Below are 15494 nucleotides of genomic sequence, written 5' to 3'. Positions count from 1 at the left end.
CCCCCGAGGAGAGTCTCGTGCCCATGGACCGCTTCATCCGAGCCCTGATCCACTGGCAGGCGGTCGAACCCCAAGCCCCGGCGCGCACGCTTACGGTCGACCAGGTGCGTCGGCGGTACGCCGAAGGCGCGGCGAACACACACCGTGACGCGGCGACGGCACCCGTCGGCGCGGTGACGGATCAGCAGATCGACGGATCGGGCGGCAGCTTCGGCGTGCGCACGTACCGGCCGGTCGCCGACCGCGGCCGCCTCGTGACGTACCTGCACGGCGGGGGCTGGACCGTCGGCGACGTCGACACGCACGATGTGGTGTGCCGTCGCATCGCCGCCTTCCTCGGGGCGGTCGTGGTCTCCGTCGACTACCGGCGTGCGCCGGAGCACCCCTACCCCGGCCCCCTCCAGGACGGCATCGTCGCGGCGGAATGGGCCGCCGGAACGTTCCCCGGGCGGGCGCACGTGATCGCCGGCGACAGTGCGGGGGCGGCCCTGGCCGTGGGGATCGCCCTGCACCAACGCGACCACGGGAGCGCCGACTTCAGCGCCCAGATGCTGGTATACCCGCCGGCCGACCCGGACATGAAGTCACCCTCGATGCGCGCCTACGGCTCGGGGTACCTGACGGACGTCGACGATCTGCGGTGGTACTACGAGCAGTACGTGCCGGATCCACTGCACTGGAGCGATCCGGCGATCGACCTGCTCCGCGGCGACCTGAGCGGGCTGCCGCCCACGGTGGTCGGCACCGCAGAATTCGATCCGCTGCACGACGACGGGGTCGAACTGGCAGCCCGGCTGGCTGCGGCCGGCGTCGCGGTGGAGCACCTGGAGGGTTCGGGCCTGGTGCACGGATACCTGCTTCTCGCCGGTGTCGTCCCGGCGGCCGCGGAGGCGACCACCGCGGTGCTGGACGCGCTGGAGAGGACCCTGACGGGTGCAGCGGCACTGCCGCACGCGGCCCCGGGCTCCGGAACGAGCGACCCGACCGCCCCCGCCCCCCCTGTCGCGACGCCATCGGCCTGAGGCCACTCGACGGCCCCGCCGGGGCCGGTTCCGACCGGCAGTGCACGCCCGCGACGGGATCGCCGCGGGTCACAGCCCGACCTCTGTGCCATCCGGGAGCGGGTCCCCGCCACCCGATCAGCATCGTTTCCCGACCGCACCGGCCCCGCGCGGCCCGCGTACGCGAACCGCAGGCACCGCGAGCCCCACCGCCCGCCGGTGGCCGCCGCAGGGCGCCCGGCCGCCTCCGCGGTCGCGGGCGAGCACCGCGGTTCCGAGCCCCTATCGCCGAACTCCCGTGTACGACGGGCCGACAAGGAGATCCTCACCGTGAGCCGTACCGGACCGCAGCCGACCGCAGACGTGCGTACCGTTCCCGACGCCCTGCGGTTACGCAGCGAGAAACAGCCGGACGAGATCGCCTTCGTCCATCTGCGCGATGGTGAGGTACCACACGAGGTCCTCACCTACCGCGAACTCCACGACCTCGCCGGGCCGCGGGCCGCCGCCTTCGCGGCCGAGGGGCTCGCGGGCCGCAGCGCCCTGATCATGTACCCCACCGGGCTGGAGTTCGTACGGACCGTCCTGGGGTGCATGTACGGGCGGGTGGCCGGGGCACCCGTACAGGTGCCCAGGCGCCGTGAAGAGGTGGAACGGATGCGTCGGATAGCCGACGACGCCGGCGCCTCGACCGTCCTGACCACCGCCGAGGCGGTTCGCGACCTCCAGGAGAACTTCGGCGGCCTGCCGGCCCTGGCCGGACTCACCCTGCTGGCCACCGACACCCTCGCGTACGACTCGGAGGCCACCGAGCCGGCGCCACCGGGCCCCGGGGACACCGCGCTGCTGCAGTACACGTCCGGTTCGACCGGGAGCCCCAAGGGCGTGATGGTCACCCACGCCAACTTCCTCGCCAACGCGGCCGAGACCGACGAGGCGTTTCCGTGCGGGCCCGACGGCACCGTGGTGAACTGGCTGCCCCTCTTCCACGACATGGGCATGCTTTTCGGCATCGTCATGCCCCTGTGGGCGGGCATCCCCTCTTACCTGATGGCGCCCGAGACCTTCATCCGCCGTCCGGCCCGTTGGCTCGAAGCCATCGCCCGGTTCGGCGGAACGCACTCCGCGGGGCCCAGTTTCGCCTACGAGCTGTGTGCGCGCGCCGCCGCGGACGGCAAGGCCGAGGGCATCGGTGATCTGTCGCGCTGGCGGACGGCGGCCAACGGCGCCGAGCCGGTGCGCTGGGCCGCCATCCGGTCCTTCACCGAGGCGTTCGCGCCGTACGGCTTCAACTCCCGGTCCATGTCGCCCGGTTACGGGCTGGCGGAGAACACGCTCAAGACCACCGCCTCCGGCGCGGGCCAGGAGCCCACCGTGCTCTGGGTCTCCGCCGAAGCACTGGCCGAAGGCATCGTGCGGCTCGCCTCCGAAGCCGCGGACGGGGCCGTTCCGCTGGTCGGCAACGGCAGCGCGTCGGGCCGCACCCGGGTGCGGATCGTGGACCCCGTCACCCGGCGTGCGTTGCCCGAGGGGCGCGTCGGCGAGATCTGGATCGACGGCCCCTGCACGGCGGCCGGCTACCTGGGCCGGGCCGAGGAGACCGAGGAGACCTTCCGTGCGCGTCTGACGGGTGAGGACGCTCCCGACCGGCCGCATCTGCGCACCGGTGATCTCGGCTTCATGCACGGCGGCGAGTTGTACGTCGCCGGACGCCTGAAGGACCTCATCGTCCGCAAGGGCCGCAATCACTACCCACAGGACTTCGAACTGACCGCCGAACGCGCCGTGCCGGGTCTGCATCCGAACAGCGTGGGCGCCTTCTCCACCGACGACGGGCTGTCGGAAAGGCTCGTGCTCGTTGTGGAGGCGGACGGTCGGCTCCTCAACTCCACGGGCGCGGCGGCCGTGCGCGCGCGGGTGTACGACGCCGTGCGCAGCGGACACCGGATCACGCCGGACGACATCGTGTTGGTACGGCGCGGGGCGCTGCCCAAGACCTCCAGCGGCAAGGTACAGCGGCGGGAGTGCAAGCGGCGCTATGAGAGAGGCGAGTTGCGGATCGTGGCCGCAGGGGTCACAACCGCGGCCGGAAAGGCATAGGAGGGCGTGGATTTCCTGTATGCAAAACGCATGGGGGCGTGTGTGGAAACCGCCTGTTGCAAGCCAATTGCAGACTGGTACCGTCTAGCCCGTTCCGGGGAATTGGCCGGATGTCGAGGGGTGACAGCCACACAGGGCGGACCCCCAATCCATTTTGCGTTCGTCGTGCTGGAGGGGTAACCCGTGTCAGACCGTACCGAGAATCCGGGCATACCCTGGGAGAAGGTGGCGGACACCATTGAATTCGTCCCCTCCGAGTACTCCAGAAAAACCGAATCGGAGACCGTGGCGCGGGAGCTGCTGCGCGGCGAAGCCGCCGACATCGACACGCTCGTCGAAGCATCCCTTCCGTTCGAAGAACGCGATGGAGTGCGCTACTTCGACATGAACGACCTGTACAACCTCGGGATGTATTCACAGAAGACGAATACGCAACCAGAGTTGACGTTCCGTATGCTCTTCCGGTTTGCGGGCCGTTCTCTCGACAGCCTGCTGCGCCCGAAGTCGTGGGACTTCCGCGTCCACCTGGAGTGCACCCACTGCGAGGGAAGTGCGCCCTGGCGCTTCGAGGCGCCCGACGTGGCCCGCTTCGGCGGGAGCGTCGCCGGCGGTGGGCATCCCGCGCCCGGCCCTGGGTCGGCCGAGTACGCGGCGACGGTCACCACGACGGGTGCCCGCACCCCTCTGGTCTCGCCCGAGCTGCGCACCCTGACCCGCGACTACCTCGACTCCGGCTACCGCTGGCAGATGATCCCGGTCGCCATGCAGGCGGACTACCGGCTGGTGCACGAGCTGGGCGCGACCAGCTGTATCGCCGCGAGTCTGCTGCTGGCCGAGCGGTTCCGCGAGGCCGGGTACCGCGCCGAGGCGAAGCGGGGCTGGTTCTGCGGAGTGCTCGGCGGCGCGCTCGACCTGCCGCACGCGTGCGTGGAGGTGGAGGACGAGGACGGAGTCCTCAAGAGCGTGGACATCGCCAAGGCGCAGTTGGCCGCACGGCTGTCCCCGGATACCAAGGAATTCCAGGACCTGTGCCTCGGGTCGACGTACAACAAGGTGATCCAGTCCACCGCTTCGGGAAATGCCTCCTTCGGCTGCCACGAATGCGGCTCGCAGGTGCCGGTCCATGTTCGTGCGGACATCCGATCGGCTCGTTGACGCAGAACTGTTCACGTCACTGTGTGGAAGGGCGAGTAAATGGCAGCACCCAAGATCGAACCTGTTGTGCTTGAGTTGGACAGGCTGGAAAGCATGGCCGAATCCGGCTACTACAACCCCTACACAATTTTCGACTGGCCCGAGAAGATCGAGCCGGATATGCCGTGGATGAGCGAGAACCTCACTACGCTGGCCGGTACTCCCATGTGGGACGAGCTCACACGTGAGCAGCAGATCGCGCTGACCCGGTACGAGGCCATCAACTTCTTCAGCCTCAATATCCACGGAATCCGCGAACTGCTGAGCGAAGTCGTGATGCGCATCCACGACCGGGCGTACGCGGATGTCTCGGAGTTCCTTCACCACTTCATCGGTGAGGAGAACGAGCACATGTGGTTCTTCGCGCAGTTCTGCCTGCGCTACGGCGGCAAGCTGTACCCGGCGCAGCCGACGCTGAAGGCCGACTCGGTGGAGCACCTGTCGACGGTGGCCCGCGAACTCATCGTGTTCGCGCGCATCCTGATCTTCGAGGAGATCGTCGACTACTACAACGCGTACATGGCGACCGACCAGTCGCTGCCGCACATCGCCCGAGAGATCAACCGGGTGCACCACCAGGACGAGAGCCGGCACGTCGCATTCGGCCGGATGATCTTCACCAACCTGCTCGGCCAGGTGTCCAAGAACGATCCGGACGAAATGCCGGTGATCGCCGAGTATTTGGAAAGCTACCTCCAGTACAGCATCGCGACCCTCTACAACCCGGCTGCCTACCGCGACGCCGGCATCCCGGACGCGCTGGCGCTGCGACGCCGTGCGATGGAGCACCCAGCCCGGGCCGAAGCGCACGACCAGGTACTGAAGAGGACGAGGAAGTTCCTGTCGAAAGCCGGCGTAGGCAAGGAGCTGATCAAGTGACGGCCGAATCGATGCAGGCGCTGAGGGAGTTCATCCTGAGCCGGAACCCCAAGCTGGACGACCTGCCCCACGATCTGGATCTGATCGACAGCCGGGCCATCAACTCGCTCGCGTTCGTCGAGTTCATCTTCCTGCTGGAGGAGCTCACAGGCGAGCCGATCGATCCGGAGGACGTGGACCTGGACGACTTCCGCACGCTCGACGCGATCGAGGCTGAATTCTTCACGAAGGAAGCGGTGTGATGACGACAGAGACGGCCAAGAGCGCGACCGACAACGGTCTGGGAGTCCTCGACGCGGAGCAGTTGCGGCTGCTGAGGGCGTTCGACGCACTGGTCCTGCGGTGGGCCGACACTTGGGGCGCCCCGGAGTTCCGGTTCCCGTTCCTGATGCGCTGCCAGGACCTCGACACGTTCGACTACTACGACAACTTCCCGCACCTGGGACTCACCGCGGTCCGCCTCGACCCCCACCGTCTGAACGCCCTGTTGAAGGAGACCCCCCGGCCCGTCGGTCGGATGCCCGCCGAGGTCATGGAGCCGACCGCATTCGCGCTGCCCTCGGCGTCCTGCTACTCCATCTACCTTGACCTGGCCGGATCCTCGCTGCCCGCAGGGGGCGCGCTGCGGACGACGAGCGGTACGTGCTTCCGCAACGAGGACCACTACCAGGGCCTCCAGCGACTGCTCGGATTCACTATGCGGGAGATCGTCTGCATCGGCTCCGAGCAGGCGGCGAAGGAGCACCTGGTCCGCGCCAAGGAGGCCGTGACGGGTCTGTGCGCCGAACTCGGCCTGGACTGCGAGCTGGAGGTCGCCACCGACCCGTTCTTCGACAAGAACGGTAGCAAGGCGAAGATGCAGCGCCTGTTCCCGGTCAAGGAGGAGTTCGTCGTCAACGGCCTGGCGATCGGCTCCGTCAACTATCACCGGAACTTTTTCGGCGAGCGCTGCGAGATCCAGGTCGGCGAGGACACAGCGCACACCAGCTGCCTCGCGTTCGGCATGGAGCGCTGGGTGCACACCCTGACCGACCGGTTCGGCACCACTGCCGCGGCGGTGGCCGCGCTCGAGAGCATCCGCTGATGGGCTCCGCCGCGGCGGTGCTCGGGACGCGGGTGAGCCTGCTGCAGTCGGGCATGGGAGGTGTCGCCGGGGCAGAACTCGCCTGCGCGGTCTCCAATGCCGGAGCGGCGGGCTGCGTGGGTGGGTACAAGCTGGCCGGCGAAGCGCTGTCGGCCGTACTGGAACGCCTGGTCAGGGGCACGGACCGGCCCGTCGGTGTGAACCTGATCCCCGAAGTGGTCGGGCCCGAGGAGCTCGACCGGCAGGTGGCGCAGGTGCTGGCCGAGACGCCGGACCACGTGTACGTGTCCCTGTTCGGCATGCCCGAGGGCGCCGTGTTCGAGCGGGTCGCCGCGGCGGGCCGACGGACGGTGGTGCAGGTGGGAACCGTTGAGGACGGCGTGCACGCGGCCGGCCACGGCGCCGTGGTGGTGGCCCAGGGCATCGAAGCCGGTGGGCACCTGCTCGGCACGTCCAGGCGCGACGAACTGGTCGCCGCACTGCGCGACCGGCTGCCCGATGCCTGCCTCGTCGCCGCGGGCGGCATCGGCGGACCGGCCGAGGCCGAGCGGGCCGTCGCCGCCGGAGCCGACGGAGTCCTCCTCGGCACCGCCTTCGTCGTCGCCCACGAGTCGCGCGCGCACGGCTACTTCAAATCGGCCGTGATCGCGGCCGACGCGAGCGACACCGTGATCACCGATGTCTACGAGATCGGGTGGCCCGGCCGCCGGCACCGGGTGCTGGCGACGGCCGTGACTGCGGATCCGGGTCAGCCCAAGAAGTTCATCGGCCGCACGGTGGTCGAGGAGAAGCCCTATTTGGTACCGCGTTTCAGCGCGGCCGTACCGACCGAGGCGACCAGCGGACGCATTGAGGAGATGGCGCTGTACTGCGGCCAGTCCTGCACCGAGGTCTCCGCCGAAGCCTCCGCGGCGGACGTCGTAGCCGTGTACGCGGGCGCGCTGCGGAGTCCGCGGACCACAGAAACCCAGAAGAGGACGGAAACCCGTGTCGGACAGTGAAACCCAGGAGCCGTACGACCTGACGTACCGCGAGGACGCCCCCCGCATACGCACCAGGGAGGGCGTCGAGCTCTACTACGAGTCCAGCGGTGATGGCCCGGCCATCACGATGCTCAACAACTTCTTCGTAACCGCCCCGTTCTGGCGGTCGCACACCCAGGTACTGGCGAAGAACCACCGCATCGTGAGCTACGACCTGGCCAACCACGGCGCATCGGTACGCCTCGGCCAGGAGCCGACCTGGAAGGAGCACGCGGCGGACGTGATCGGGCTGCTCGACGCGCTGGGGATCGACGCGACGTACCTGGTCGCCACGTCCGCCTCCTGCCAGCTCGCCAGGGATCTGGCGCTCGCACACCCGGACCGGGTCAAGGGCCTCGTGCTGGCCGGGCCGGTCTTCGGCCTCAAGAGCATGAGGCGTCACCGGCAGTTCAACCGTGCGATGCTGCAGACGCTGCAGAGCAGTGGCATGGCCGCCCTGTACAACCACATCTACCCGGCGGTGGTCAGCGGGCAGATGAACGAGGAAGGCGGCACACCGGGATTCCTCGGGCTCCGGGAGAGCTTCCTGGCGATGTCCACTCCCGATCAGATCACCAACGGCATAGGTCTCGTCCAGACGGGCGACCCCAGCTCCACGCTGCTGTCCCAGGTGGCTGCGCCCTCCCTGCTCGTTCTCGGGGACGACGACATGCTCCTGAGCACACAGCGCGGCCACGAGGTCGCCGCGCTGTTCCCCGACGGGCGCTGCGCGATCATTCCGGGAGCCGGACACATGCCCTTCCTCGACGATCCCGAACTCTTCGAGACGCTCGTCGCCGAGTTCGTGGAGGAAGTGGAATCGCGTGCCTGACGTGGAAGCCGAGCTTCAGCAGCGTGTTCGCGGGCTGCTGGCCGAACTGTTCGGCGACGAGCGCTTCGCCGGCCTCCCGGGCTCGGTGTCCCTGCGTGAGGCCGGGCTGCCGTCCACCGGACTGGTGAGCCTGCTGGTCGCGTTGGAGGACGCGTTCGGGTTCGAGTGGGACGACGACGTCGAGCCGGAGGTGCTGCGCTCGATCGACTCACTGTCGCGTCACGTCCTGGCCCTGCGGAGCTGAAGGCCGCAGGGGCGCCCGGTGGCGGCGGGATGGGCCCGCCCGAGGGCGTCGGTCCGGGGGCGACGGCCGTGTTCCGGCCGGTGGCTCCCCCCTACGGACCGGCCCAGCAGTCTTCGGCGGGGCGCCGCGCGGCGGCCGCGGCCCTCGCGTCCGCAGGCTCGGCGGACCGGACCGTCCCCCGCGAACACGACGGAAGGCCGCGCTTCCCTGAGGGATTCGCCGGCTCCATCTCCCACACCGAGTGCTGGGCGGTCGCGGTGGTGGTCCCCGGGGCCGAGGCGGTCGGCATCGATATCGAGAACAGCGCCCTCACTCCTCGCATCGCCCAGTTCGTCCTGCGGGAGCGGGAGCGCGGCACGCTCCTCGTACCGCACGGGGAGTACACCGCACGCGATCTGTTCGCCGCGAAGGAAGCGGCGTTCAAGGCCCTGAGCGGCATCGGGAACCTCGGTGCCTTCACGTTCTGGCGGACAGAACTCCGCCGGTCCGGCGAGGGGTTGGTCGCCTCGTACCGCGGCGAGCGGATACCGGTGTGGGTTCGCTCCGGGGCGGATCTGTCGTTCGCCGTGGCGATACGGCGATGAACGTCCGAGTCGGCCGCCCGGACCACACCGCTGTCCGGACCCTCTCGACATGCCGACACGCAGGACGAAAAGAGACTCACTGATGGCGAAATGCACCGAACCGGAGGAATCGATGGCGATCGACAGTGGACAGGACCGAATAGCCGGCATGACGCGCGGCATGATCAGTCACCTGAAGGAACGGTCCCCCAAAGTGGGGCACATCCGTCACCTGTACGAGGGGACCATCGCCAAGTACGACGGCGTGCGCGCCACCTTCAGTGACGGCTACGAGAAGATGGTGCTGACCACCTACGACTACCTGGGGCTGCTCGGCGACGAACGGATCAACGCGGCGGCGAAGGAGGCGGTGGATTTCTTCGGGACGGGATGCTACGGCTCACGGGTCCTGGGAGGAAGTCTCGACATTCACCGTCAACTGGAGCAGGAGATCGCCGCGTGGGTAGGCCGCGGGGACGCCCTGGTGCTCAGCTCGGGCTTCCTGACGAACTACTCGGTACTGTCCGCCCTGGTCGAGCCCGGTACCTGGGTGCTCTCCGACGAACTCAACCACGCGAGCATCGTCGACGGATGCATGGCGGCCAAGAACGCCGGAGCGACCGTACGCGTCTACCGCCACAACGACGTGGGCCACCTGGAGGATCTGCTGCGCCAGGCGCCCTCGGGTTCCACGAAGATGGTCGTGGCGGACGGCGTCTTCAGCATGGACGGGGACGTCCTTGACCTTCCCGGCGTTTCCGAGCTGTGCCGGCGCTACGGCGCCCTGCTCTTCGTCGACGAGGCCCACAGCCTGGGTGTGCTCGGGCCCAACGGAGGGGGCGTCCAGGACTATTACGGGCTGCCCGACACCGTCGATCTGGTCATGGGAACCCTCAGCAAAGCCATCCCGGCCGCAGGTGGTTTCATCGCCGCTTCGGAGGAGCTCATCGCGGCACTTCGGTTCGGTACGCGGGGGTACATTTTCAGCGGCGCGACATCTCCGATGACGGCAGCCGCCAGCCTTGCCGCGGTGCGCCTGGTTCAGCAGGAGGAGGGCGCTCAGCGCCGCTCCATGCTGGAGCGGAACACGAACCACCTCAGGAAGCGTCTGGAAGCTGCGGGTTTCACCCCGCCGAACGTACCGGGACCGATCACTCCCGTCATCCTGGGAGAAGACTACGTCGCCCTGGAAGCGGCGAGGATCTGCCAGGAGCGGGGCGTGTTCGTGCTGTCGGCGCTGCCCCCTGCGGTGGCCCCCGGCACCTCCCGCCTGCGCCTGAACGCGACGGCCGCCCACAGCCCGCAGGACATCGATTTCGCCTGTGACGTCATCGTCGAGGCCGTACGGGCGGCCTCCGCGCAGTCCGGAGGCTGACTGCCGCCGCGCGGCGGGTGAGCCCACCGCGGTCGGACGGGAGTCGCCCGCCCGGGCCGCCCTTCTCCGAAGTCACGTGACCGAGGGACAGCCACGGGGGATTGGTTCGTATGCATTCCGGAACACACATAGACGTCGCCTCCGAGGAATTCAACGCACAGGTCGCGCAGCTCGATCCGTTCAGCCTCGACGTGGAGCTGCGAGACCTGCACAAGATGAACGAAGCCGCTGACGTCGACGGGTTGGCACGTGTCCTCGGCGAGGCCCTTCCCACGCGGCGGAGTCCCGGGGGTCCGCGTTCCGGCCGGGCCCGGACGACTTCGGGGGCTTCCTCGGTCGGCACGGCTGGCAGGCGGAGGCGTACACCCTTGGCGAGTTGGCCGCAGATGCCTGCGCCTGGCTGCCTTCTCCGCCCGCCCGGCTCTGTCCGCCCCACGACCATCACTGGGTGGTTCGCGCACAACTCTCCTGAGGCCCGCCGACACAACGCATGGCGATTACTCAAATCGCTTCTATTTCAAGCCACTTGCTCGACAGTGAACTGACTCGATGTTAGCTTCACCATGGTTTCCTTAACCTCCTCCGACACGCATGACAAAAATGGGACTGAGGTGCCGTGACCAATACGGATTCGTTAAAAGGAACGTCAACCACCGACGGAGGGGCCCGGCCGGGACTCACGCTTGCCGCAGTGGCCGTCGTGCAGTTCATGGTGTCCCTCGACCTTTCGGTCGTGAATGTCGGGCTCCCGCAAATCCGCACGAGCCTGGGCTTCAGTGAGGTCGGCCTGACCTGGGTCATCCACGCCTACGCCCTCACCTTCGGCGGGCTGCTCCTGCTGGGCGGCAAAATCGCCGACCTCTTCGGCCGTAAGAAACTAGTTCTGATCGGTCTCACCGTGTTCGGTGTCGCCTCCCTCGCGGGAGGCTTCGCGACGGAACCGGGCCACCTGGTGGGCGCCCGCGCGGGTCAGGGCGTCGGGGCGGCCATGCTGGCCCCGGCCGCACTGGCGCTGCTGACCTCGACCTTCCCGTCCGGCAAGGAACGTGCGAAGGCGTTCGGCGTGTGGAGCGCGGTGAACGCCGCAGGTGCCGCCTTCGGCGTCCTGATCGGCGGTGTGCTCACCGAGTACGCCGGCTGGGAGTGGGTGATGTTCGTCAACGTGCCGATGGTCGTCATCGCGTTGATCCTGGCCCGGCGCATCGCCGCCGACGCGCCCTCGGTCACCCGCGGCCGCCCGGACATTCTGGGTACCGTCCTCGCTACCGCCGGCATGAGCCTGCTCGTGTTCGGCGTCGTTCGCACCGATCAGCACCCGTGGACCTCTTCGACGACCATCACCACCCTGGCCGCCGCCGTCCTCCTCTTGGCCGTCTTCCTCTACGTCGAGAAGACCACGTCCCGCGACCCGCTTATCCGGCTGGGCCTGTTCGCCAACCGTTCGGTCGCCGGCGCCAACCTCTTCGTTCTCCTGCTCGGCGGCGCCATGGCGTCTGCCTTCTACTTCGTCTCCCTCTACCTCCAGCGCGTGCTGGGGAGCGGCCCCGCCCGCACCGGCGTCGAATTTCTGCCGTTCGCGCTCGGCGTCGTCGTCGGCTCGGTTCTCGCCATCAAGCTGGCCGCCAGCCTCGCACCCCGGATGGTGCTGGCCATCGGCGGTGGGCTGACCGGCATCGGATTCGCCTGGTTCAGCCTGTTCACCGCCGACGGGTCGTTCGCCTCCGACGTTCTCGGCCCCTCGATCGTCGCCAGCATCGGCATCGGGCTCTGTCTGGCGCCGATGGCTTCCCTGGGCACCGGGGGAGTGGCGGCTCACGAGGCGGGCGCCGCCTCGGCGCTGCTCAACAGTTCACGCCAGATCGGCGCGGCCCTCGGACTGGCCGCCCTGGGCACCGCCGCCCACGCGCGCACCGGAGACGTCGGCACGTTGGAGGCGCTCACGGACGGATACTCGCTCGGCATGATCATCGGTGCGGTGATCGTGGTGGGCGGCGTCGTCATAGCCCTCGCGGCCCTGCCCCGTAGCAGCCCCGAGGCGGCGAGTGCCGCCACAGAACACTGAATTCCCGTGATAGAAGACTTCCGGTAGGAATTGGTATGTCCGCTCTGCGGCAAGGCCCCTGTCGAAAGTCTTGCCGCAGGGAAAGTCATGGATGGAAAACGCATATGGACGCATGCAGTAACTATGTGTTCGGGTGCGCTCTCTGCTGGTAATGTCGAGAGTGTTCGTTGAATTCAGGTAATGGCTGACGGCGGAATGCGGCTTGCGACTTCCGGATTTCCCGGTCCCGTCGCGGACTTCGGTCGATGTGAGTCGGAATACTGGCCCGGATTGAGCGGTCGCAGCTCGGTCGGGAGTACAAGGCTGTACTGGAGATCCGGATCGCCGCCGAGGCCCCTGCGCACCTCGCGTACGCGCGTGGGGTCGGGGTGCGGGCCCAGCGACCAGCGCCTCGCGACGTTCCCCCGAGACGGACTGCGGCTGGACACGGTCGTAGGAAACAGCCGGCGGAAAACAGGTGAGATATAGCCGATAGGCGAATCTCCCTTTCGATGGAGGAGATGTTGGAGTGATGGTCTACCGAGCGAACATCCGAAGTGATATCCGCTGCCGCGCTGCCCGGAAGGAGGCCGCGGGGGGCGCGGCCTTCCAGGGTGAGGTGAAGCGCCAAAGAGGGTCAACCGGCCGGTTTGTGATGCTGTTCTTCACTCCCCCGACTCGCCCGGCGAGTGACGTGCGGAGCTGCGCATGATCCGATTAGCGCGTACGCGCGCACGTAACCGGATGCGCCTGGCCGGCGCCGACGGGATAAAGTACTTGACGAGACGCATGGCGACCAGCGTGGCCACCGCTTTCGATGCCGAGGCCCGTCCCTGGGGTGCCACGTGCATGTTCATCGCGTCGGTGACCCGCGACCCGTCCACGGTCCTGGTGACCCTGAACGGCGCGAGTCCTACCGCCGGTGCCGCACTCACCGTCGGAGAGTTCGCCCTCAACGTCCTTCCCCGAGGCGCGCGGGCGGCAACCGAGCTGTTCGCCTCCAAGGCGCCGGACGCCTTCGACCGCGTCGACTGGGCCGTGCCGCGCGGGGCCACAGGACCCCATCTGCACGTCGACGCGCAGGCGGTGGCCGACTGTACGATCCTGGGCCACGCCTTCCACGGCGAACAGATCACCGTCGTCGCCGAGGTGAGCCGTGTCGTCCTGAAGCCCGCCCTGTGCTGCGGATGGCTGACCGCGTTCGGCGACGCGGCCTGACCGAGTCCCGTGCCCCGGATGCCTGACCGCACCCGGGGCACGCGCATGTCCGGGGCCGTCGTGCACGAGGGGCTGGGCAGACACAATCCCCCGCGGGACGGCCCCAGTTGACGGGATCGTGTGTATCCTCAGCCTCATCACGCCGTTGCGCGTGCCGACGCACGCGGTGGCCCGTCCCCCACCGCTGCGCGCATCGAGCAGGCAGGGAAGGCCTCATGGCCCCATTGCCGCCGGTGCCCTTCTCGAGGTTTCCGGTCCACGCTCTGTCCACGGAGCGGCCCTCGTTCCACCTCGCGCTGAACCGGGCGCCTCGCTCGTACCGTCCGCTCGCCGCCCACGGCTGCGGCTCGGGCCGTAAGTGTCTCCGGCCATGTGCACCCCGAGGAATCATCGGGGTCCGGCAGAGCCGGCCGTCCCCGACGCCCGTTCGAAACCCGGCGCCCTCGGTCATGCGGTGTGGCCAGTCGGTCTGCGGTGAACGTCCCGCTTCGCCTTTCCCTTCTGACCGCCGAGAAAAGGACATTCGCGATGAATCAGTTCCCCAGGCACTACTTCGAGACGAGGCTGAGGCTGGTCTCGGACCCCATGAACGCCGTCGCCCGCCTGGCCTCGTCCGGCCTGCACCCGGACTACGTGGTGTACGAGAACAGCGGGACGTGGTCCTACGCGGGCGGCTCGGTCGCCGAGATCACCCTGGACCGCACCGGCGCACGGCTGCGCCAGCAGGAAGAGGTGACGTTGCCCTGGACCGGCCGGCCGCTCAAGCAGGTGCAGGACCTCCTCGACGCCGTACGCATCAAAAGCTGGCGTGCCTACGGCTGGGTGACGTTCGAGTTGTCGTACGCCAAGGACGGAGACCTACGGCACATCGGCGATCAGCGACTGCTCCACCTCGTCGTCCCCCACACCGAGATCCGGATCGAGGGGGGCGAGGCCCACCTGCGCTCCGCGGACCAGGCCACCCTCACGGCAGCGCTGGACGCCCTGATGTCGGAGCAGGACGCGGCGCCGACCGTTCCGCGCCCCGTTGACGTGCGGCAGCCCGGAGCGGACGCCTACCGCCGGTTGGTGGGAGCGGCGATCGAGGAGATCAGGGACCACCGCCTCCAGAAGGTGATCTTCTCGAGGGTGGTGCCGGTCGACTTCGAGGTCGACTTCGTGGGGACCTACCTCGAGGGCCGGCGCGGCAACAGCCCCGCGCGGTCCTTCCTGCTCCACCTCGGCGGTATGGAGGCGACCGGCTTCAGCCCGGAGATCGTCGCCCAGGTCGACCCCGCCGGGCGAGTGGTCAGCCAACCCCTTGCCGGAACCCGTGCCTTGACCGGCGACCGGACCGAGAACGAACGCCTTCGCAGAGAACTCCTCGCCGATCCTAAGGAGATCTACGAGCACGCGATCTCCGTGAAGATCGCCTACGACGAACTGCTCGGCGTCTGTACCGACGGCACCGTCGACGTCGAGGAGTTCATGGTCGTGAAGGAGCGCGGCACCGTGCAGCACCTGGCATCCCGGGTGAGCGGTCAGTTGAGCACGGGCCGGGACGCCTGGGACGCCTTCGGCGCGGTCTTCCCCGCCGTCACTGCTTCGGGAGTGCCCAAGGACGCGGCGTACGACAGCATCCGCAGCAACGAGTCCGAGGCGCGGGGGCTGTACAGCGGTGCCGTCCTGACGCTGGATCAGGACGGGTCCATGGACGCCGCCCTGGTGCTGCGCAGCGTCTACCGGCAGAACGGGCGCACCTGGCTGCGGGCCGGCGCCGGAATCGTGGGGAACTCCCTTCCCGAGCGGGAGCTGGAGGAGACCTGCGAGAAGCTGGGCAGCGTCGGGCGTTTCCTGGTGCCTGTCGCCCAGCCCGTGGGGGCCGCCTCCGCGAAGACGGCGCGAGAGGCACACGCATGACGGCGACGTCCTCCCGGCCACGGATAGGACACGCCGTCGCGC

At 68.5% G+C, this 15494-nt stretch carries 14 protein-coding genes; all 14 read left to right on the top strand.

Annotated features, from left to right (window positions below; translation table 11 throughout):
• Positions 1–23: 23 nt before the first annotated feature.
• Complete coding sequence (locus OG329_RS03395) at positions 24–1022, top strand: alpha/beta hydrolase (RefSeq protein WP_405792667.1); 999 nt, start codon at positions 24–26, stop codon at positions 1020–1022.
• 309 nt (positions 1023–1331) lie between these two features.
• Complete coding sequence (locus OG329_RS03390) at positions 1332–3101, top strand: fatty acyl-AMP ligase (protein WP_405792665.1); 1770 nt, start codon at positions 1332–1334, stop codon at positions 3099–3101.
• Positions 3102–3284: 183 nt separating this feature from the next.
• Positions 3285–4256, top strand: coding sequence for a hypothetical protein (locus OG329_RS03385; protein ID WP_405792664.1), 972 nt, complete (start codon positions 3285–3287; stop codon positions 4254–4256).
• Positions 4257–4295: 39 nt separating this feature from the next.
• A complete protein-coding gene (locus OG329_RS03380; protein WP_405792663.1) occupies positions 4296–5174 on the top strand; it encodes a diiron oxygenase in 879 nt (292 codons plus the stop codon).
• Entirely contained in the window at positions 5171–5416 is a 246-nt protein-coding gene (locus OG329_RS03375; RefSeq protein ID WP_405792661.1) for an acyl carrier protein, read from the top strand. Before OG329_RS03380 ends, OG329_RS03375 begins: the two co-directional genes overlap by 4 nt.
• Complete coding sequence (locus OG329_RS03370; protein ID WP_405792659.1) at positions 5416–6258, top strand: hypothetical protein; 843 nt, start codon at positions 5416–5418, stop codon at positions 6256–6258. The genes OG329_RS03375 and OG329_RS03370 overlap by 1 nt, the downstream gene beginning before the upstream one ends.
• On the top strand, positions 6258–7259 hold the full coding sequence (locus OG329_RS03365) for an NAD(P)H-dependent flavin oxidoreductase (RefSeq protein ID WP_405792658.1): 1002 nt from the start codon (positions 6258–6260) through the stop codon (positions 7257–7259). The genes OG329_RS03370 and OG329_RS03365 overlap by 1 nt, the downstream gene beginning before the upstream one ends.
• Complete coding sequence (locus tag OG329_RS03360) at positions 7246–8112, top strand: alpha/beta fold hydrolase (protein WP_405792657.1); 867 nt, start codon at positions 7246–7248, stop codon at positions 8110–8112. Before OG329_RS03365 ends, OG329_RS03360 begins: the two co-directional genes overlap by 14 nt.
• On the top strand, positions 8105–8356 hold the full coding sequence (locus OG329_RS03355; protein WP_405792655.1) for a hypothetical protein: 252 nt from the start codon (positions 8105–8107) through the stop codon (positions 8354–8356). The genes OG329_RS03360 and OG329_RS03355 overlap by 8 nt, the downstream gene beginning before the upstream one ends.
• A gap of 29 nt (positions 8357–8385) precedes the next feature.
• Entirely contained in the window at positions 8386–8940 is a 555-nt protein-coding gene (locus OG329_RS03350) for a 4'-phosphopantetheinyl transferase superfamily protein (protein WP_405792653.1), read from the top strand.
• Positions 8941–9052: 112 nt separating this feature from the next.
• Positions 9053–10294 (top strand): aminotransferase class I/II-fold pyridoxal phosphate-dependent enzyme, encoded by a 1242-nt coding sequence (locus OG329_RS03345; RefSeq protein WP_405792651.1) that lies wholly within the window; start codon positions 9053–9055, stop codon positions 10292–10294.
• 691 nt (positions 10295–10985) lie between these two features.
• The gene (locus OG329_RS03340) at positions 10986–12356 is read left to right on the top strand and encodes an MFS transporter (protein WP_405792649.1); all 1371 of its coding nucleotides are present in this window, start codon (positions 10986–10988) and stop codon (positions 12354–12356) included.
• A gap of 768 nt (positions 12357–13124) precedes the next feature.
• Positions 13125–13553 (top strand): flavin reductase family protein, encoded by a 429-nt coding sequence (locus tag OG329_RS03335; RefSeq protein WP_405792647.1) that lies wholly within the window; start codon positions 13125–13127, stop codon positions 13551–13553.
• Between the two features lie 528 nt (positions 13554–14081).
• Entirely contained in the window at positions 14082–15452 is a 1371-nt protein-coding gene (locus OG329_RS03330; protein WP_405792645.1) for a salicylate synthase, read from the top strand.
• Positions 15453–15494 lie beyond the last annotated feature (42 nt).

The organism is Streptomyces sp. NBC_01506 (assembly GCF_045040295.1).
Taxonomy (GTDB): domain Bacteria; phylum Actinomycetota; class Actinomycetes; order Streptomycetales; family Streptomycetaceae; genus Streptomyces.
Note: the sequence above shows the minus strand (reverse complement) of the source record. Positions and strands in the feature narration are given on the sequence as shown.

Coding starts and splice junctions, on each gene's coding strand:
- OG329_RS03365 (WP_405792658.1), top strand. CDS start 6,258: ATGGGCTCCGCCGCGGCGGTGCTCGGGACGCGGGTGAGCCTGCTGCAG.
- OG329_RS03345 (WP_405792651.1), top strand. CDS start 9,053: ATGGCGATCGACAGTGGACAGGACCGAATAGCCGGCATGACGCGCGGC.
- OG329_RS03380 (WP_405792663.1), top strand. CDS start 4,296: ATGGCAGCACCCAAGATCGAACCTGTTGTGCTTGAGTTGGACAGGCTG.
- OG329_RS03370 (WP_405792659.1), top strand. CDS start 5,416: ATGACGACAGAGACGGCCAAGAGCGCGACCGACAACGGTCTGGGAGTC.
- OG329_RS03395 (WP_405792667.1), top strand. CDS start 24: ATGGACCGCTTCATCCGAGCCCTGATCCACTGGCAGGCGGTCGAACCC.
- OG329_RS03335 (WP_405792647.1), top strand. CDS start 13,125: ATGGCGACCAGCGTGGCCACCGCTTTCGATGCCGAGGCCCGTCCCTGG.
- OG329_RS03330 (WP_405792645.1), top strand. CDS start 14,082: ATGAATCAGTTCCCCAGGCACTACTTCGAGACGAGGCTGAGGCTGGTC.
- OG329_RS03350 (WP_405792653.1), top strand. CDS start 8,386: ATGGGCCCGCCCGAGGGCGTCGGTCCGGGGGCGACGGCCGTGTTCCGG.